The sequence below is a fragment of the Mesorhizobium sp. P2_B11 genome, assembly GCF_056404855.1.
The window spans coordinates 600,879-617,384 of the sequence record NZ_JBFUDF010000006.1; the positions used below are offsets into that span (position 1 = coordinate 600,879).

A 16,506-nucleotide genomic window follows, 5' to 3' on the forward strand; every position below is an offset into this window, starting at 1 on the left:
AGCGATGTCAAACGCAAGGGCTGGCGATTGAGCCAGGCAGCTATTGTCCTGCGGCGATGCGATCAATGGGGTTTCGAGCCGAGGTCTTGCGGGGCCTCGAAGCCGGCATTGATGAGCCTTTGACGAAAGCTGCGAACCCAATCATTTCCCTCATCCCGAAGCATGTCCCACTCCGGCCACTGCGGAGCTGCTTCGATCGCATGCAAAATGGACCAATTGAGCCCGTAGGCCGTGTCGCCATCGGGCGGCAGCAACGACAACAGCGCGCTGATGTCGTCGGTGGACAATGGTGAGACGAGGGATTCGATGCAGTTTTGCGCTGCAGCAATTTGCTCGAGATTGAGACTTTCCGTCAGCTTCGGCGCAATCCTGCAGAGATCCCGGACAGCCTCCTGCATCACGCCATGCTCCCTATTCGCTCACATAATCGTATGTCCAGCTTCACCCAGAAGCCCCCTCTCCTTCGCTTGGACCAGCAGATGGTCGCCATCGAAGGTGGATACCAGGAAAATGCCGAGTTCGTTTTCCGACAATGGCTTTATCACCGACAGCACGATGCCTGTTTCATCGAAGGCAAAGGGACCCTGGAGTTTCAAGGCGACCCAGTCCCTTTCGTGCTTCACCCGGTCCGGCACCCGATCCTGCAGGCAGACGACCGAAAGCTCGTCCTCGGTCCTGGTGATGCTGACGAAGCCCGGACCGTCGGCCCAGCCGGGAATGCTCGCCTTTGCCTCGAGGCGCGAAACCGCGTACCGCCCCGAGAGCGGCTTCAACCGCACTCTGACTGCCATCCGCTCCTCCCTGTTTTTCGGCGATCACGCCAGCTTCTTGCTCATATAGACCGTCGTGCCGTTCATGAACGGCTCTTCGCGATCGATCGCGTAACCGTGCCGTTTGTAGAGCGATACATTGGCCTCGAAGGCGCCGTTTGTCAGCAGGCGCAATTCGCGGCGGCCGGCCTCGCGCGCCTTCTCTTCGGCCAGCTCCAGCAACAGCCGGCCGATCCCCCTGCCCTGCGCCTGCGGTGCGACGCAGACATTCTCGATCCAGAGGTGATCGTCCTCCAGCATGGTCTCGAGCATGCCAACGATGCGGTCGCCCTCGACAGCGAGATCGAAGGGATGTTCGGCAACCGCCTTGTCGTAGTCGGCGCGCATCGGCATCGGCTCGCGGCCGATCACCGGCACCCATTTGGCATAGGCAGCGCGCACGATGTCCCTGATTGCGGCGGCGTCCGCAGGCCCGGCCGGTCGAAATTCGATGGAAGAATTGGTCATAGCAAGGCTCCAGACATGAAAACCCCGCCGGCGGATGTCGCGGCGGGGCTGGAAACGAACGAACCGGACTTATTGAGCCGGTGTTTGTCGTCGCGCCTTGCCGCTCCCCACTGTGCAGAGGCGACGTCGCTGGGCGATGGCGAGCGAGAGAACTGACATGACGCTAGGCTGAGGCAGGAAGCGCTGGGCGTCAAGACGATGCGCTATCAGGCCCATACGATCAGGCGCGGTTGGCCAACGCGCGCGGCCACCGAAGCACAGCTTCAACGCTCACAGGCTGGAGTGCGTGACGCTCGGCCATGCCGCCAGCAATTCCCTGGTGTAGGCCTCGCGCGGCGACTGGAACAAGGTTCCGGCGTCGCCAACCTCGACCACCTTGCCGGCGCGCATGACGACGGCGTTTTCGGCAATCAGCCGCACCACCGCCAGGTTATGGCTGATGACGACCAGCGTGATGTTTTGCGAGCGCCTGATGTCCTGCAAGAGGTTGAGCAGGTCGCCCTGTACCGAGACGTCGAGCCCGGCGGTCGGCTCGTCGGCAATCAGGATCGACGGCTGCATCAGCAGCGCCCGGGCAATCGCTACGCGCCGCGCCTGGCCACCGCTGATCTCGTGCGGGTATTTGTCGATGACACCTTGCGGCAGGCCGAGCCGGTTGAGGATGACGGCGAGCCGCTCATGCGTTGCCGCGTGCGGCTCGCGCAACACTGTGCCGACCTCGTTCATCAGCGTGCGGATGCGGCTGCGCGGCGACAGCGACGCCGCAGGATCCTGGAAGATCGGCTGGATGAAACTGGCGCGTTCCTTTAGCGCCGCGCGGCTGTGCACCAGCGGCTTGCCGAGAATGCTGATATCGCCCTGGTCTAGTTTCTGCAGGCCGAGCACGGCGCGCATCAGCGTCGTCTTGCCGGAGCCGGATTCGCCGACAATGCCGAAGCATTTGCCTTGCGGGATGGCAAGCGAGACACCGTCGAGCGCGGCAGTCTCGCCAAAGCGCAGCTGCGCATTGCTGATCGAGATGGCCTCGGTCATGGCGTCGCAAGCCTGAGGCAGCGGGCGCTGTGTCCGGCATCGTCGCGGACGGCGTAGTCGCCTGGGTTGACGACAGCGCAGTCTTCGAACGAGACATCGCAGCGGCCGTTGAAGATACAGCCGGGCGGGCGCTTGCGCGGGTCCGGCAGTTCGCCCGATATAACCGTAAACCGGTTTTGCGAGGCATCCGCCTGGCGCTCACGGTCGATCGCCACCTCGCAGTCGAACAGCATGCGCGTGTAGGGATGGCCGGGCTGGCGCTGCACCGCCTTCACCGTGCCGCTTTCCAGTTTCTCGCCGGCATAGAGCACCGAAATTGCGTCGCAATATTCGGTGACGAGGCCGAGGCTGTGGGTGATCAACAGCACGGCACAACCGATGCGATCACGCAGACCGACGATCTCGCGCATGATCTGCGCCTCGACGGTGACATCGAGCGCCGTGGTCGGCTCGTCGGCGATCAGCAGCGCCGGTTCCGACAGCAGCGCCATGGCGATCACCACGCGCTGGCGCATGCCGCCGGAGAGTTCGTGCGGATACTGGTTCATCCGCCGCGCGGGGTTGCTGAGCTGGACCTTGGCGAGTGCATCCTCAGCCATCGCGACCCGCGTCTTGCGGTCGCTCTCGGGCACGCGCCGGCGCAGCACTTCGCAAAGCTGCGTGCCGATGGTGAACACCGGATTGAGCGACAACATCGGGTCCTGAAAGATCATCGCCATGCCGCGGCCGCGCAGCTCAGCCGTCGCATTGCGCTTCGTCAGATCGAAGCTTTTGCCTTCGATCGTCGCGGCGCCGGATGTCACCTTGGCGTTGTTGGCGAGCAGGCCCATGAGCGCAAAGGCGACGGTGGATTTACCGCTGCCGGATTCACCGACCAGACCGAGCATCTCGCCCTTTTTAATGTCCAGTGAAACGCCACGCAAAGCGTGCGCGGTGCCGTATGGCAGGCTGTAATCGACGCAGAGATCGCGCAGTGAAATCGCCATCAGCGCGCTCCCGTCGATTTGGGGTCGATGACACGCCGCAGCGCTTCGCCGAGCAGCGTGGCGCCGAGCGTGGCGATGGCCAGCACAAGGGCTGCGGCGACCGTCGGCCACCAGGACTGGTTGATCGAGATAAAACCGTCCTTGATCAGCGTGCCGAGCGAGGATTTCGGCGGCTGCACGCCGAAGCCGAGGAAGGACAACGAGGCCTCGAAGGCGATCACCACCGGCAGGTTCATGCTGGCGAGCACGATGATTGGCCCGGCGACGTTGGGCAGATAGTGCCTGACCACGATGGTGACGGGATGGACAGCCAGCATCCGCTCGGCCTCGATGAAGGAGAGATTGCGCAGCGTCTGCGCCCGAGCGCGCGCCATGCGACCGAATTGCGGGATGAAGACTACGGTGACCAGAAGCACGAAGGTGGCCGAGCCCTTGCCGTAGAGCGCGATCAGCGCGAAGGCGAGGATCAGCGGCGGGAAAGCATTGACGATGTCGAAGACAGCCGTCACGGCGCGGTCGACCCAGGTACCGGCGATGCCGGCGACAATGCCGATCAGAGAGCCGACGATCGACGAGATGACGACGATCATCACCGCCAACGTCAGCGCGTAGCGTGTGCCAACCGAGGTGCGTGCAAACAGATCGCGGCCGAGATTGTCGGTGCCGAACAAATGCGCGAGGCCCGGCCCGGCGAAACGCGCCTTGATGTCGATGACATTGGGATCAGGACTGATCAACGGGCCCACAAGCGCAAAGAGCAGGATCACGATGGTGAACGCCAGGCCGAGGCGGCCATCGCGTTCCGAGCAGATGCGTTTGAACGCCCACATCGCCTCGCTCATCCGCGGCCTGCCGCGATACGAGGGTCGAGCAGCGCGTTGACCATGTCGACCACCAGATTGGCGACGATATAGAAAGCGACGATGAAGACGACGCAGGCCTGCACGACGGGATAGTTGCGCTGCGCGATCGAGTTGAAGATCAGGCTGCCTATGCCGGTCCGCGCAAAGATGATTTCGACGACGACGGAACTGCCGATGAGGTCGCCAAGCCCGATGCCGAGGATCGACACGACTGGCACGAGAGCAAGCTTCAGCGCATAGAGCCCGACGATGCGGTATTCCGACACGCCATAGGCGCGCAGCGTGCGCACATGCAATTCCGCCAGCGTGTCGAGCAGGGAAGCGCGCACCAGCCGCGAGATGTAGCCGATCCAGCCCAGCGCCAATGCCACCGAAGGCAGGATCAGATGCTGCAGCCGGTCGACGATATCATTGGGGTCACCCGCGCCGGCCACCGGCAACCAGTGCAGGCCGATGGCAAAGATCAGGAACAGGATCACCGACACGACCAGCGTCGGCGTGGTGATGAAGGAGATGGACAGCAGCGCCAGGCCGCTGTCCAGCCATGAGCCCGGTCTCAGCGCCGCAATGACGCCGATCGGTATGCCGACCAGCAGCGCCAGCGCCAGCGCGCTGAAGGCGAGCGCCAGCGTGTTGGGAATGACTTCGAGCACGATGTCGAGGATCGGCCGGTGCGAGACGACATCCTCGCCGAAATTGCCGGTCGCGGCATGGCTGATGAACAGCCAGAGCTGCTCGATCATGCTGCGGTCGAGGCCCATGTCGTGGATGATCTGGGTACGCAGTTCCGGCGTTGCCCGGGGGCCGAGCATCACCGAAGCGAAGTCCCCCGGCACCAGCCGCACCATCAGGAACAGGAGCAGCGTGGCGCCGACGATGGTCAGCACCACGGAGGCGAGACGCGCCGCGATGAAAGCGGCGGTTCGCTGCGATCTGGTCATCCGGTTCCCCTCCCCAGGCCCGCCCCTTCCCGCTCAAGCCTTGTCGAAGAATTCGAACTGCCAGTCCTTGCCGTTGGGCAGGAACATCGGCTTCAGCCAGGCGGCGTCGGCGAAGAAGTTGCGGCCATGCGTGATCCAGATGCAGGAGGCCGATTCATCGAGCAACTGCTGCATCTTGATATAGATCGCTTCGCGTTTGGCCGTGTCCAGCGTCTCCAGCCCTTCCTGATGCAGCTTGTCGAATTCCGGGCTGTTCCAGCGCTGCCAGTTCCACAGGCCGATCTGGCTGGCGAGGAACCATTGCGTCTGGAAGCTCGGATCGAACTTCGAGGTATAAGGGATCAGCGTCAGTTCGAGATCCTTGCTGGCGTCGTCTGCGCCGAGTGCCCAGTAGGCGCCGGAATCCATCGCGTTGATGGTGAGCGTGATGCCGATTTCGGCGAGATTGGCTTGGGCGATCTGCGCCACGGCCAGCGCGGTCGCATCGTTCTGGCAGGTGAAGGTGAAGGTCAGCCCGGTCTTGCCGGTCTCGGCCAGCAGTGCCTGCGCCTTGGCGACATCCCTGGTGTAGAGCGGCGCGTCGGCCCAGTTGCCGAGCAGGCCCGGCGCCAGCAGCGTCTTGGCGCGCGAGGTCATGCCGGAATAGGCGCCCTGGATGATGGCGTCGACATCGATGGCGTAGCGTATCGCCTGGCGCACCTTGATATCGGCAAGATCGCCCTTTTCGACGTTGATGCCGATCCAGGTGTAGTCGATGCCGGGAATGTCGATCACCTTGGTGTCCGGCAGGCCCTTGGCGGTGTCGAGTTGGTCGCCGTCGAAAGCGGTGAAGTCGAGTTCCTTGGCCTGATAGGACAGGAACGAGGTCTTGTGCTCGGGAATGATCTTGCCGGTGATCTCCTCGAAATGCGCCTTGTAAGGGCCTTTGTAGTCAGGGTTGGCGGCGAGCACGAACTGCTCCTTCGGCCGCCATTCCTTCAGCGTCATCGGGCCGGAGCCGATGAGCGTCGTGGCGATCTTGTCGCCAAGTTGCTCGGTGGCCTTCTTCGACAGGATCGCGCCCGAGGCATCGCAAATGCCGATCAGCCAGAGTGCCGCCGAAGGATGCTTGAGGATCAGCTTGCCGGTGTACTTGCCGGTGACCTCGACCGACTTCAGCGCTTCCAGATCATCGGCATAGGCGAGCTTCTTGCCGTTCTTATCGCCGTTGATGTAGCGGTCATAGGTGAACTTGACGTCGTCGGCCGTCATCTCGCCATAGCCGCCGGTGAACATCTGGCCGGGGTTGAGCTCGAAGTCGAACTCGGTGTCGGAAATCTGCTTGATCTCCTTGGCGGCATCGTTGGTCCAGCTGGTCTTGCCCGGCTCGAAGCGCACCAGCGTCTGGCAGACGGCGCGGATGATATTGCCCTCGGTGGTTCCGACCCGGTTGCCGGGATCGAGATTGCCGATATCGGCGTCGAGCGCAATGATCGGGTTGGTTCGCTCAGCCGCCAGGGCGAAGCGTGTGTAAGGCAGGATCGCCAGTGCCGACGAGCCGGCCAGGAAGGTTCTGCGATCGAGTTTCATGCGCATTTTTGTTCCCCTTTTTGTTGGCTACATGCAGTCGCGTGGAATGACCTCGTCGTAAGTCCGCTCGGCGAAGATCGTTCCCCGCTCGTAGGCCTTGACCCAGCCGCGGGCATAGAAATTGTCGCGGTCGCAGCTGATGGTGATTTCGCAGTCGAGCCGCGCGTTCCAGTCGGGCCGTGTCAGTTCCTCGTGGCAGGTCACCGTGGTGGCGCAGCTTGCCGGGTCATTGTCCGATATGCCGTAGGTCTTGCGGCGCCACGAAGTGATCTCGGTTCCAGTCTCCTCGAAGACGAAACGGCCGTCATCCGACAGCGCGATCAGCTCCGTGCGTTCGGTTGGCAGATCCGTCGTCAGCGAGCGCAGCTGCCGCGCCGGTTCCTTGACCGTCACCGGGCGCGGCTCGGCCCACAGAGCTTCCTCGAAGGCGACGGGCGCGAGGCCAGCCTCGCTGGCCAGCACTGACAGGTCGAGCCGGCAGCCCTTGGGATCGAAGGTCAGCATGGTGCGCTCCGGCGACGGCCACGCCATCGGCCAGTAGGACGAGGATATCGCCACCCGCAGCCTGTGTCCCCTGGGCACGATCTGCGCCACCGGCTTGAAGTCGAGCTCGATATCCTCGAACTGGCCCGGCGTCAGCGGCGTCGGGAATTCGTGGCTCTCACGGTGCGTGAGATTGAACAGCGCGAAGGTGATGAAGGCCGAGGTGCCGTCGGGCGCCACATCGGTCAGCCGGACGCAAAGCTGTGCCTGCGGCCTGTCAGCGGCGACGCGCAGCCGAATCCTCGAGATGCCGGTGAGCGGCAGGTCGGCATCCATGGCCGCGCTGTCGAAGCATAGCGAGCCGCCATCGTCGGCGCGCTGGTCGCGCGCGCCCTCGGCCGAAATGCGGCCCTGGCCATAGGGGCACCATTCCTGGCCCTGAACGCCGGTGGTCAGCGGCGAGGAAATGGTCGGTCTCGCTACGCCGGCTTCTTGTGCTTCGCCGAGCTTGCCGTCGCCGTTCAGCCAATATGTCTTGCCGCCGATCTGGTTGGCCGGCCATTGCGGAAAGCCAAGCCAGCGGCCCGGCCTGACATCGATATGCGAGTGCGGCCTGGCATAGTCCATGAGGTAGAGGCGCATATCCGGCTCGGCGTCGGCGCCATTGTCGATGCCCTTCAGCCAGCGGTCGTACCAGCGGATGCATTCCTGGAGGTAACCTACGGCCGGGCCCGGAACGCCATAGTTCGGCTCCTTGTGACCCCAGGGACCGCAAATGCCTTTGGCCGGTCCCTTGAGGTTCTTGACCAGGCTGAAGATGGTCTGCGTGTAGCCGTCGAGATAGCCGCCGACTGCCAGCACCGCGCATTCGATGGCCGAAAAATCCTCGCAGACCGAACCCTGTTTCCAGAACGCATCGCGGCGCTGGTGTTTCAGCCATTCGGCGGCATGGTTCTTGTGACCGTCGAGCCGCTCTTTCCACATTTGCCGCCAGCGGTCCTCGCCGACGACAGCCGCGTCCGGCGGCAGCACCGAGTAACCGAACAGCGCCCCGCCCCAGCCGAAATTGTCGTTGATCAGGAGGCCGCCATTGTAATGCGCGTCGCAGGCATAGCGATCATCGGTCGAACAGGAGGTGACGATCGCCTTCAGCTGCGGCGGCCGGCGCGCCGCGACCTGCAGGCCGGAGAAACCACCCCAGCTGTTGCCGATCATGCCGGCCACGCCGGTGCACCAGGGCTGCGCGCAGAGATGATCGAGGATTTCCAGCGCGTCGTCCTGCTCGCGCCTGACATATTCGTCGTCGAGCAGGCCTTCGGAATCGCCGGTGCCGGCAATGTCGACGCGGGCGCTGGCATAGCCGTGGGCGGCGAAAAACAGGTGCATTTCCTCGTCGCCGGTGCGCGTGCCGTCGCGGCGGCGATACGGTATGTATTCGAGGATCAACGGGACGGGGTTTTTCTCGGCGTCATCCGGCAGGAACAGGCGGGCAGCCAGTTTGCGGCCGTCGGCCATTGGAATCCAATGGGTTTCGACGGTTCTGACTCCGGCAATGACGACGCTTGGCATGTGAACTCCGGCTTGGATTGAATGACGATATGATATATTGAATGACCAATCAATATACAAACGGAAGGGTATTGCAATGGCGAAACGATCGATCAAGGCGATGCGCCGGGATGAGTTGGTCGATGCCGCGATCGCCGTCGTCGGCGAAGAAGGCATGTCCGGCGCCACCATGGCGGTCATTGCGCGCCGCGCCGGCATGTCGGCCGGGCTGGTCAACCACTATTTCGAAAGCAAGGAAGAGCTGCTGGCGCTGGCCATGCGCAATTTGTCGAACCTGTTTCGCCAGGACATACTCAAGCTCGCACCCGCCAACCCGACGCCGGCGCAGCGGCTGAAGGCGATCGTCGACGGCTCGTTCGCGCCGCAGCATCTGGGTTCGCCCAAACGCGCGGTGACCTGGATGCAGTTCATGATCGCCGCGCAGACCGAACCGCGCATCAAGCATCTCTACCATCTGACCGGCGCGCGTTTCGTCTCCAACATCCGCTATGCCGTCAAGCAACTGGTCCCGGCCGGCGAGGTCGACGACATCGTCGACGGCATCGCCGCGCTGATCGACGGTTTCTTCTGGCAGAATGCGGGAGAATATCTCGAAGAGGATCTGGAACGCGCGCGGCGGATCTGCTGGCGCTATGTCTGTCTGCTGATCCCGGGGATTGACGGGTAGATTCTCCGCCAGCCCAACCGCAAGCTGTAACCGTTCGTAAAAATCGATCATTCTAACCAAAACAATTCGTTGGAAAGATTGGTTCAGGAATGGCATTCCTCCGGCGTAGTCGCCTGGAGAATTGCATTGTCTTCCGCCACCCACATCGCGAACGATATTCCGAAAAGCCTGATTTCTGCCGATCTGGCGGCGGGCCGCAAGCGGCTCGATTCGGTGTGGAACGGCGTCATCCCCGGCGTCGTGCTGGTGGCGATGATCACCGCCGTGGCTTTTTCGGCCCATAATGTCTCCGGCTTCGCCCTGTTCAGCCCGATGATCCTCGCCGTCGTTGCCGGCATGATTTATTCCAACGTGCTCGGCACGCCGGCGCATGCCAAGGCCGGCATCGCGTTCTCGCAAAAACGCCTGCTGCGCTTTGCCATCGTGCTGCTCGGCTTCCAGCTGACGCTCGGCCAGGTCGTCTCCATCGGCGCCAGCGGCGTCGGCATCGTGGCATTGACGCTTGGCGCCACCTTCGTCTTCACGATTACGCTTGGCCGGCTGCTCGGCGTCGACGCCAAGCTGGCGCAGTTGATTGCCGCCGGCACCTCGATCTGCGGCGCCTCGGCGATCGTTGCCACGAACATCGTCACCGATGCGCGCGACGAGGACGTCACCTACGCCGTCGCCTCGATCACGCTGTTCGGCACCGTCGCCATGCTCGGCTTCCCGCTTCTGGCGCCCGTGCTCGGCCTCGACCAGCACGCGTTCGGTCTGTGGGCCGGGGCCTCGATCCATGAGGTGGCGCAGGTCATCGGCGCCGGCTTCCAGAATAGCGCCCAGTCCGGCGAGATCGCCACCGTTGCCAAGCTGACGCGCGTTGCCATGCTGGCGCCGATGGTCATCGCGCTCGGCCTGATGGCACGCCGCAAGACGAGCAGCGAGCGGTCGAGTGACCAATCGGCGGCGCGGCCGCCCATGCCATGGTTCGTTGCCGCTTTCGTCGCCGTCGTGGCGCTGAACAGCCTGGTTACCGTGCCGGCCGAAGTGAAGTCGGCCATGGCGCTCGGCACCACCATGATGCTGACCATGGGGCTCGCGGCCATGGGCCTGCAGGCCAACATTTCGCAGCTGCGCTCGCGCGGCCTGCGCCCGCTGGCGCTTGCCTTCTCGGCCTTCCTGTTCATCGGCTGCTTCAGCCTGATGCTGGTGAAGTTCGCCTAGTTCCTTCCGGAAGTCTCGGCGCCGGCCAGGATGAGGTCGATGCCGGCGAGGAATTGCTCGCGATCGTCGTGATCGCGAAACCGCGCCGCCATCCGGTTCAGGAACGGAAAGCCGGCGGGGTCGCGCTGCGTCCATCGTGCAATGATCGTTGCCAGGAACGCCGAGCGGTCCGTATTGGGCGGCAGGAGGCGGGCGCTGGCGGCGTTGGCGGCGTTCTGCCCGGCGCAACCCAGGATGTAATGCACCAGAGCGGACGCGACGTCGAGCTGCGCCTGGTCGGCCACGCCGAGCGCATCGAGCTGGCCGCCGATGCTTTCAAAGATCTCCCCCACGCAGGATTGCCAGGGCTCACGTGACAGATGCGCGCCTGCCCAAGGGTGCGCGTCGATCGCGTCGAACAACCCCAGCGCAATGACCCGGATCGCCTCCCGCGGCTTCGCCTCGCCAACCCGCATGACACGAGCGATGACATGGTCGGTGGCGACCGCGAGCAGCTCGTTCTTGTCGGTGACGTGCCAGTAGATTGCCCCGGCCCCGGTTGCCAGGCGCGCCGCTAGCGCGCGGAAGGTCAGCGCGCCCTCGCCGTCCTTGTCGAGGATCTCGATCGCAGCCTCGACGATCCGTTCTTTCGAGAGCGCATCCGTGCGTCGTTCTGACCGTTGAGTCGTTTTTGCCATGCGCACCATCTTGACATCAGTGGAACGGCGTTCCATTTAGCATGAATGGAACATCGTTCCAATCAGTATTCCAGAGAAAGACGACAATGTCACCAGTCACCATCATCGGTGCGGGTCTGGGCGGCCTAACCCTCGCCCGCGTCCTCCACGTCCACGGCATAACGGCGACGATCTACGAAGCCGAGCCCTCGGCCGAGGCCCGCACGCAAGGCGGACAGCTCGATATCCACGCGGACAGCGGACAGCTTGCGCTTGCGGCGGCCGGCCTCACCGACGCATTCCGCGCCATCATTCACGAAGGCGGCCAGGCGTCGCGCGTGCTCGACAAGCACGGCACGGTGCTGCTTGCGGAGCCGGATGACGGTACCGGCGGGCGTCCCGAAGTGCTGCGCGGCGATCTCAGGCGCATTCTCATCGGGGCCTTGCCGGCGCAGACCATCCAATGGGGGAAGAAGCTCACCAGTGCCGTGTCGCTTGGCGCCGGCCGGCACGAACTGACATTCGCTGACGGGTCGAGCGTCGCCACCGACCTTCTCGTCGGCGCGGACGGTGCATGGTCGAAGGTCCGGCCGCTGCTGTCGGACGCCACGCCTACCTATACCGGCACGTCGTTTGTCGAGACCTATCTCTATGACGCTGACGAGCGGCACCCAGCGGCGGCCGAAGCGATGGGCGGCGGCACATTGTTTGCGCTTGCCCCTGGCCAAGGCATTTTCGGGCATCGCGAGGCGGGCGCCGTGCTCCACACCTATGTGGCACTCACCCGCCCTGCCGAATGGTTCGCCGGCATCGACTTCACCGACGCTGCGGCCACGAAGGCACGCGTCGCCGCCGAGTTCGAGGGCTGGACGCCGGCGCTCACTGCGCTGATAACAGACGGCGAAACCCTGCCCACCTTGCGCACGATCAACACACTCCCGACCCGATCACCAATGGAAGCGCGTGCCGGGGGTAACACTGCTGGGCGACGCCGCGCATCTCGCGCCACCGGCCGGCGAAGGCGCGAACCTGGCGATGTTCGATGGCGGCGCGCTCGGCAAGGCGATTGCTGCACATCCCGACGACATCGAAACGGCGCTCGCCATTTACGAACAGGCGCTGTTTCCGCGCAGCCAAGCGGCCGCGGCCGACGCACAGCAAATGCTGCAGCTCTTGCTCGACGAGAACGCACCGTACGGGCTCGTCGGCTTCTTCACCGGGATGAAGGGATGACCCACGCAGGTCGCATCGGCCACATCAGGCAAGTTTGGGAATCAAACCATATCGGCTAGGGTTTCGCGCATCCGCCCGCGAGCCCGCCATCCATGCCGTTTGTACCCCTGCCCTTCGTCGTCGCCCTGCTGCTGTTCATCCTGCTTTGGGTGGTTGCCAGGCGCCAGGATGAGGCCGCGCCGAACCTGCCGTTTCTTGGTCTGATCCTGCTCAGCGCACTGCAGTCGGTGCTGACCGGACTGCGCTGGGGCTACGGCGTGAGCGAAGCGGGCTTCATCGCGCCCATAACCGCCTCGATCCTGCCATCGCTGCTCTATGCCGGCGTTTCCAGCCTGGTGCGAACCAGCAAGCGCGGATGGCCGGCGCTTCTGGCGATCCACGCAACGCCTGCCATCGTCATCATCGCGTTGTTGATCGCCTGGCACGAGGCAATCGACGTCGCGCTTATCGCCATCGACTTCATCTATGCCGCCGCCATTTTATGGCTGCTGCGCGCCGGCGCGGACGGGCTGCGCCTCGCCCCTTTCGACGGCGCTGTGCCTGCCTATCGCGCCATCATTGCCGCGGCAGTGATGCTGTGCGTATCGGGACTGGTCGACATGCTGGTGTCCTTCGACCTGGCGTTCGGACATACGAACCGCGCGGCGACCGTGATCGGCATCGCCAATCTGTTCATCCTGGTCTTAGTCGGCGTGGCGGCGGCAGCGGCCAGCCAGAGCCATGTTCCGCTCAACGCGGCCGAACCTATCGAGGCATCGTCGCCATCCGACGCCGGCGAAGACGCCGACACGATCGCCAAGATCACCGAACTGATGCAGGGCAGGCAGCTCTACCGCGACGCCAATCTCAACCTCAACCGCCTAGCCCGGCGTGCCGGCATTCCGGCGCGGCAGATTTCGACGGCAATCAACCGGGCGACGGGCAAGAACGTCTCGCAATATGTCAACGAGCACCGCATCGCCGAGGCCTGCCGGCTGTTGACCGGGACCGACCAGTCGGTGACCGAAATCATGCTCACCGTCGGCTTCCAGACCAAGTCGAATTTCAACCGGGAATTTCGCCGCGTCACCGACATGACGCCGCTCGCCTGGCGGGAACGGAACGCGCAATCGCCTTCGCTTGCCAGCCAACCGAGCGGCTGAAACCCGGCTGCGCCATTCAACGCGAAGTACTCAATCGCGATAAAGCACGTTCTCGATCATGATCGAGGTCTCCGGCCGCGTTCGGATGCGCTGATGTCTCGGCATGAACACAGCAACCGAACCGATGGCTGCAAGCCGAGGACCTTTGGTCTCCGGCCCACGGCGCGCGGTCGACAATGGAGAATTCAATGAAGTTCTGGATCGCGCTTTGCGCCGGCCTCGTTTCGATCATGTTGGTGCAGCAGAGGGCCAGCGCCAGCGACGCCGTCGGCGTTCGTCAGTTTCCCGCGCCATCCATAGAGCGCGGTAGCGATCTCGACGTGACGGTCTGGTACCCCGCACAGCAAGGTGGCGAGGCAGTCAGCCTGGGCGACAGCAAACTTTTCGTCGGCACGTCAGCCATGCGCGATGCGCCGATATCAGGTGAAAAATACCCGCTCATCCTGCTGTCGCACGGCGCTGGCCTGGCGGGAAATCCGCAGGCGCTCAGCTGGATTGCAACGCCACTGGCCAGCCAGGGTTTCGTCGTCGCCGCTCCGACCCATCCGGGAAATGCGGGACCAAAAAGGTCCGCCGCCGAGACGATGAAACTGTGGCTGCGGCCAGCAGATCTCACGGCGACACTGGACGCGATAGGGACGGACGCCTTTTTCAGGGGTCACCTCGAGCAAGGCAAAGTGGGCGTTCTCGGTCTTTCCATGGGCGGCAACACCGCGCTTGCCATAGCCGGCGCCCGCATCGACCCGAAGCTGCTGGCCGCCTACTGCGATACGGATCGTCTCAATGCCTCGCTGTGCGGGTGGGTCAGGCAAAGCGGAGTCGATCTCCACGCCATGGATCTGCGGCTCGCTGGCCGCGACAACAGGGATAAGCGCATTGGCTTCGCCATGGCGATAGATCCCGCCCCATCCGATGTATTCGACACCAGGAGTTTCGCCGGGATCACGATTCCGGTCGATATCGTCAACCTCGGCCGGCCTGGAAAAATCCCCCTGACCACCGACGCCTCCGGTATCGCGAAAGCGATTGCAAATGCGCGCTACGCGACGATCGCGGATGCCAGCCACTACAGCATGTTCGCGGAGTGCAAACCTGGTGCGGCCGCGATTATTGTGTCCGAACAGATCGGCGACCCGCTATGCGATGATGGCGCAGGCCGACCGCGCGGTGAGATTCATGCGCAACTGATCGACATGACGGTCGCCGCCTTCAATCACGCGCTGAAAACCAATCCGTAGGACGAGTGGCTAGCTTAGTCCTCGAACGAGCTTGCCGCGACATAGATCGCGGCCAGTGCTTCGATGCCGGCCTGGTCGTCCTTGTCGAAGCGGCCAGGTGTCGGGCTGTCGAGGTCGATCAGGCCGAAGACGCCGTCATTGTCCCGGAGCAGCACGACCAGCTCCGAGCGCGAGGCGGCATCGCAGGCGATGTGGCCGGCGAACTCGTGCACGTCGTTGACCAGCATCGACATTTCGAGGTCGATCGCGGTGCCGCACACGCCCTTGCCGACCGCAATACGCACGCAGGCCGGCTTGCCCTGGAACGGTCCGAGCACCAGTTCCTCGTCGGAGGCGAGGAAATAGAAGCCGGCCCAGTTGAGGTCAGGCACCATCTGAAAAATCAGCGCCGACGTGTTGGCGGCATTGGCGACCGAATCGCTCTCGCCGTCCAGCAGCGCCTTCAACTGGGTTGCCAGTTCGCGGTAGAAGGCTGGCTTGTCGGTGCTGTCGATGGTCTGAGCCGCAAACATGGTTCGTCTCCGTTGCCGGCGAGCCAGGATGCCCGCTATATCCCTGTCTGCCACCAATGAGGCTCCCGGGAAATACACAATTGTGAATACCGTCCATGCCAGCCCTGTTGCCAGCCGCAAGCACGACCGCATGTCGCCAGCGGCGCATGAAGGCCCCCTCACCTTCGCCGTGCTGGTCTTTCCCGGCTTTCCGATGATGGCGTTCAGCTCGGTCATCGAGCCGTTGCGCGCAGCCAATGTTCTGGCCAAACGGGAGTGCTACCGCTGGGTGATCGTCGGCGCTGCTGAAGGCACGGTCGAGGCGTCCAATGGGGTTGTCATACAACCGGTATTCTCAGCCTCTGGCGCGCCGAAGGTCGATCGCATTGTCGTCTGCTCGGGCGGCAATGCCGATTTGCTTGTCGCCGACGATGCGGTTGCCTGGATGCGCAAAAGCGTGCGCGCCGGCGCTCATATCGGCGCGGTGGCCGATGCGGCGTTCTTCCTGGCCAGGGCCGGCCTGCTCGACGGCCATGCCTGCACCTTGCACTGGACCAGCCAGGCCGCCTTCACCGAGGCCTTTCCGGATATTGAGCTTCGGCGCGATCTCTATGTGATCGATCGCAAGCGCTTCACCTCGGCGGGCGGCGTCGGCAGCCTCGACATGATGCTGGAGATCATCACCAGCGACTATGGCGGCGAGCTCGCGGCAGGCGTCGCCGAATGGTTCGTGCACAGCCCCTTGCGCTCGAGCGTCGACCGCAAGCTGATGCCGCTGCGCTTGCGCACCGGCGTCCAGAACGAACTGGTGCTGTCGGCGATCGCCATCATGGAGGATGCGGTGGAAGAGCGGCTCGGCATGACGGAGCTGGCGGCCCGGCTCGGCGTCTCCTCCGACAAGCTCGAGCGCAATTTCCGCGCCGAGCTCAGCATTTCGCCCAATGGCTATTACCGCAGGCTCAGGCTGCGGCGCGCCGCGGATCTGCTCGCGCATTCGACGCTGATGGTGCGGGATGTGGCGCTGGCCTGCGGGTTTGCGTCGATGTCGAGCTTTGCGCGGGCGTTTCGCGAAGAGCATGGGCATGCACCGAAGGCGATGCGGCGGCATTAGCTCTTCGGTGTGCCGAATATTGAAGCGCTGGCGGGACAGCGCCCC

Annotated in this window: 17 protein-coding genes; 6 read left to right on the forward strand and 11 right to left on the reverse strand. The window is 63.8% G+C overall.

What is annotated here, in order from left to right:
- Positions 1–62: 62 nt before the first annotated feature.
- The 9 genes from AC1DYJ_RS22435 to AC1DYJ_RS22475 form a co-directional block, all read right to left on the reverse strand.
- Positions 63–398 carry a hypothetical protein gene (locus AC1DYJ_RS22435; RefSeq protein ID WP_477282560.1) on the reverse strand — a complete coding sequence of 112 codons (336 nt, stop codon included), beginning with the start codon at positions 396–398 and terminating at the stop codon, positions 63–65.
- Between the two features lie 21 nt (positions 399–419).
- A complete protein-coding gene (locus tag AC1DYJ_RS22440; RefSeq protein WP_477282558.1) occupies positions 420–791 on the reverse strand; it encodes an ACT domain-containing protein in 372 nt (123 codons plus the stop codon).
- Positions 792–815: 24 nt separating this feature from the next.
- Positions 816–1,277 (reverse strand): GNAT family N-acetyltransferase, encoded by a 462-nt coding sequence (locus AC1DYJ_RS22445; protein WP_477282556.1) that lies wholly within the window; start codon positions 1,275–1,277, stop codon positions 816–818.
- 270 nt (positions 1,278–1,547) lie between these two features.
- Complete coding sequence (locus AC1DYJ_RS22450) at positions 1,548–2,309, reverse strand: ABC transporter ATP-binding protein (RefSeq protein ID WP_477282554.1); 762 nt, start codon at positions 2,307–2,309, stop codon at positions 1,548–1,550.
- The gene (locus tag AC1DYJ_RS22455; RefSeq protein WP_477282552.1) at positions 2,306–3,295 is read right to left on the reverse strand and encodes an ABC transporter ATP-binding protein; all 990 of its coding nucleotides are present in this window, start codon (positions 3,293–3,295) and stop codon (positions 2,306–2,308) included. Before AC1DYJ_RS22455 ends, AC1DYJ_RS22450 begins: the two co-directional genes overlap by 4 nt.
- Positions 3,295–4,137 (reverse strand): ABC transporter permease, encoded by an 843-nt coding sequence (locus AC1DYJ_RS22460; protein ID WP_477282550.1) that lies wholly within the window; start codon positions 4,135–4,137, stop codon positions 3,295–3,297. The genes AC1DYJ_RS22455 and AC1DYJ_RS22460 overlap by 1 nt, the downstream gene beginning before the upstream one ends.
- On the reverse strand, positions 4,134–5,099 hold the full coding sequence (locus tag AC1DYJ_RS22465; RefSeq protein WP_477282548.1) for an ABC transporter permease: 966 nt from the start codon (positions 5,097–5,099) through the stop codon (positions 4,134–4,136). The genes AC1DYJ_RS22460 and AC1DYJ_RS22465 overlap by 4 nt, the downstream gene beginning before the upstream one ends.
- 33 nt (positions 5,100–5,132) lie before the next feature.
- Positions 5,133–6,674 (reverse strand): ABC transporter substrate-binding protein, encoded by a 1,542-nt coding sequence (locus AC1DYJ_RS22470; protein ID WP_477282546.1) that lies wholly within the window; start codon positions 6,672–6,674, stop codon positions 5,133–5,135.
- 21 nt (positions 6,675–6,695) lie between these two features.
- The gene (locus AC1DYJ_RS22475; protein ID WP_477282544.1) at positions 6,696–8,720 is read right to left on the reverse strand and encodes a CocE/NonD family hydrolase; all 2,025 of its coding nucleotides are present in this window, start codon (positions 8,718–8,720) and stop codon (positions 6,696–6,698) included.
- Between the two features lie 76 nt (positions 8,721–8,796).
- On the opposite strand from AC1DYJ_RS22475, the gene betI reads away from it, so the two are divergent.
- Together betI and AC1DYJ_RS22485 are read left to right on the forward strand one after the other, a co-directional pair.
- Complete coding sequence (gene betI, locus AC1DYJ_RS22480; RefSeq protein ID WP_477282542.1) at positions 8,797–9,387, forward strand: transcriptional regulator BetI; 591 nt, start codon at positions 8,797–8,799, stop codon at positions 9,385–9,387.
- 126 nt (positions 9,388–9,513) lie between these two features.
- Positions 9,514–10,590, forward strand: a complete 1,077-nt coding sequence (locus AC1DYJ_RS22485) for a YeiH family protein (protein ID WP_477282540.1) — start codon at positions 9,514–9,516, stop codon at positions 10,588–10,590.
- Here AC1DYJ_RS22485 and AC1DYJ_RS22490 read toward each other — a convergent pair.
- Positions 10,587–11,267: a TetR family transcriptional regulator gene (locus AC1DYJ_RS22490; RefSeq protein ID WP_477282538.1), complete on the reverse strand. Its 681-nt coding sequence runs from the start codon at positions 11,265–11,267 to the stop codon at positions 10,587–10,589. The genes AC1DYJ_RS22485 and AC1DYJ_RS22490 overlap by 4 nt on opposite strands.
- 86 nt (positions 11,268–11,353) lie before the next feature.
- On the opposite strand from AC1DYJ_RS22490, the gene AC1DYJ_RS22495 reads away from it, so the two are divergent.
- From AC1DYJ_RS22495 to AC1DYJ_RS22505, 3 genes are all read left to right on the forward strand, one after another.
- Complete coding sequence (locus AC1DYJ_RS22495; RefSeq protein WP_477282536.1) at positions 11,354–12,538, forward strand: FAD-dependent oxidoreductase; 1,185 nt, start codon at positions 11,354–11,356, stop codon at positions 12,536–12,538.
- Positions 12,539–12,571: 33 nt separating this feature from the next.
- Positions 12,572–13,621 (forward strand): helix-turn-helix domain-containing protein, encoded by a 1,050-nt coding sequence (locus AC1DYJ_RS22500; protein ID WP_477282534.1) that lies wholly within the window; start codon positions 12,572–12,574, stop codon positions 13,619–13,621.
- A gap of 188 nt (positions 13,622–13,809) precedes the next feature.
- The gene (locus AC1DYJ_RS22505) at positions 13,810–14,859 is read left to right on the forward strand and encodes an alpha/beta hydrolase family protein (RefSeq protein WP_477282532.1); all 1,050 of its coding nucleotides are present in this window, start codon (positions 13,810–13,812) and stop codon (positions 14,857–14,859) included.
- A 14-nt stretch (positions 14,860–14,873) separates the two neighbouring features.
- Here AC1DYJ_RS22505 and AC1DYJ_RS22510 read toward each other — a convergent pair whose 3' ends face one another.
- Positions 14,874–15,371, reverse strand: coding sequence for a GAF domain-containing protein (locus AC1DYJ_RS22510; protein ID WP_477282530.1), 498 nt, complete (start codon positions 15,369–15,371; stop codon positions 14,874–14,876).
- A gap of 130 nt (positions 15,372–15,501) precedes the next feature.
- Between AC1DYJ_RS22510 and AC1DYJ_RS22515 the strand changes: the two genes are divergently transcribed.
- Positions 15,502–16,461: a GlxA family transcriptional regulator gene (locus tag AC1DYJ_RS22515; RefSeq protein ID WP_477282653.1), complete on the forward strand. Its 960-nt coding sequence runs from the start codon at positions 15,502–15,504 to the stop codon at positions 16,459–16,461.
- Positions 16,462–16,506: the final 45 nt, after the last annotated feature.

Bases quoted from the DNA above. Each gene is read 5' to 3' on its own strand.
- AC1DYJ_RS22460 (WP_477282550.1), bottom strand. From the start codon at position 4,137: ATGAGCGAGGCGATGTGGGCGTTCAAACGCATCTGCTCGGAACGCGAT.
- AC1DYJ_RS22470 (WP_477282546.1), bottom strand. From the start codon at position 6,674: ATGCGCATGAAACTCGATCGCAGAACCTTCCTGGCCGGCTCGTCGGCA.
- AC1DYJ_RS22510 (WP_477282530.1), bottom strand. From the start codon at position 15,371: ATGTTTGCGGCTCAGACCATCGACAGCACCGACAAGCCAGCCTTCTAC.
- AC1DYJ_RS22495 (WP_477282536.1), top strand. From the start codon at position 11,354: ATGTCACCAGTCACCATCATCGGTGCGGGTCTGGGCGGCCTAACCCTC.
- AC1DYJ_RS22515 (WP_477282653.1), top strand. From the start codon at position 15,502: ATGTCGCCAGCGGCGCATGAAGGCCCCCTCACCTTCGCCGTGCTGGTC.
- AC1DYJ_RS22475 (WP_477282544.1), bottom strand. From the start codon at position 8,720: ATGCCAAGCGTCGTCATTGCCGGAGTCAGAACCGTCGAAACCCATTGG.
- AC1DYJ_RS22500 (WP_477282534.1), top strand. From the start codon at position 12,572: ATGCCGTTTGTACCCCTGCCCTTCGTCGTCGCCCTGCTGCTGTTCATC.
- AC1DYJ_RS22465 (WP_477282548.1), bottom strand. From the start codon at position 5,099: ATGACCAGATCGCAGCGAACCGCCGCTTTCATCGCGGCGCGTCTCGCC.
- AC1DYJ_RS22455 (WP_477282552.1), bottom strand. From the start codon at position 3,295: ATGGCGATTTCACTGCGCGATCTCTGCGTCGATTACAGCCTGCCATAC.
- betI (WP_477282542.1), top strand. From the start codon at position 8,797: ATGGCGAAACGATCGATCAAGGCGATGCGCCGGGATGAGTTGGTCGAT.
- AC1DYJ_RS22445 (WP_477282556.1), bottom strand. From the start codon at position 1,277: ATGACCAATTCTTCCATCGAATTTCGACCGGCCGGGCCTGCGGACGCC.
- AC1DYJ_RS22440 (WP_477282558.1), bottom strand. From the start codon at position 791: ATGGCAGTCAGAGTGCGGTTGAAGCCGCTCTCGGGGCGGTACGCGGTT.
- AC1DYJ_RS22435 (WP_477282560.1), bottom strand. From the start codon at position 398: ATGCAGGAGGCTGTCCGGGATCTCTGCAGGATTGCGCCGAAGCTGACG.
- AC1DYJ_RS22490 (WP_477282538.1), bottom strand. From the start codon at position 11,267: ATGGCAAAAACGACTCAACGGTCAGAACGACGCACGGATGCGCTCTCG.
- AC1DYJ_RS22505 (WP_477282532.1), top strand. From the start codon at position 13,810: ATGAAGTTCTGGATCGCGCTTTGCGCCGGCCTCGTTTCGATCATGTTG.
- AC1DYJ_RS22450 (WP_477282554.1), bottom strand. From the start codon at position 2,309: ATGACCGAGGCCATCTCGATCAGCAATGCGCAGCTGCGCTTTGGCGAG.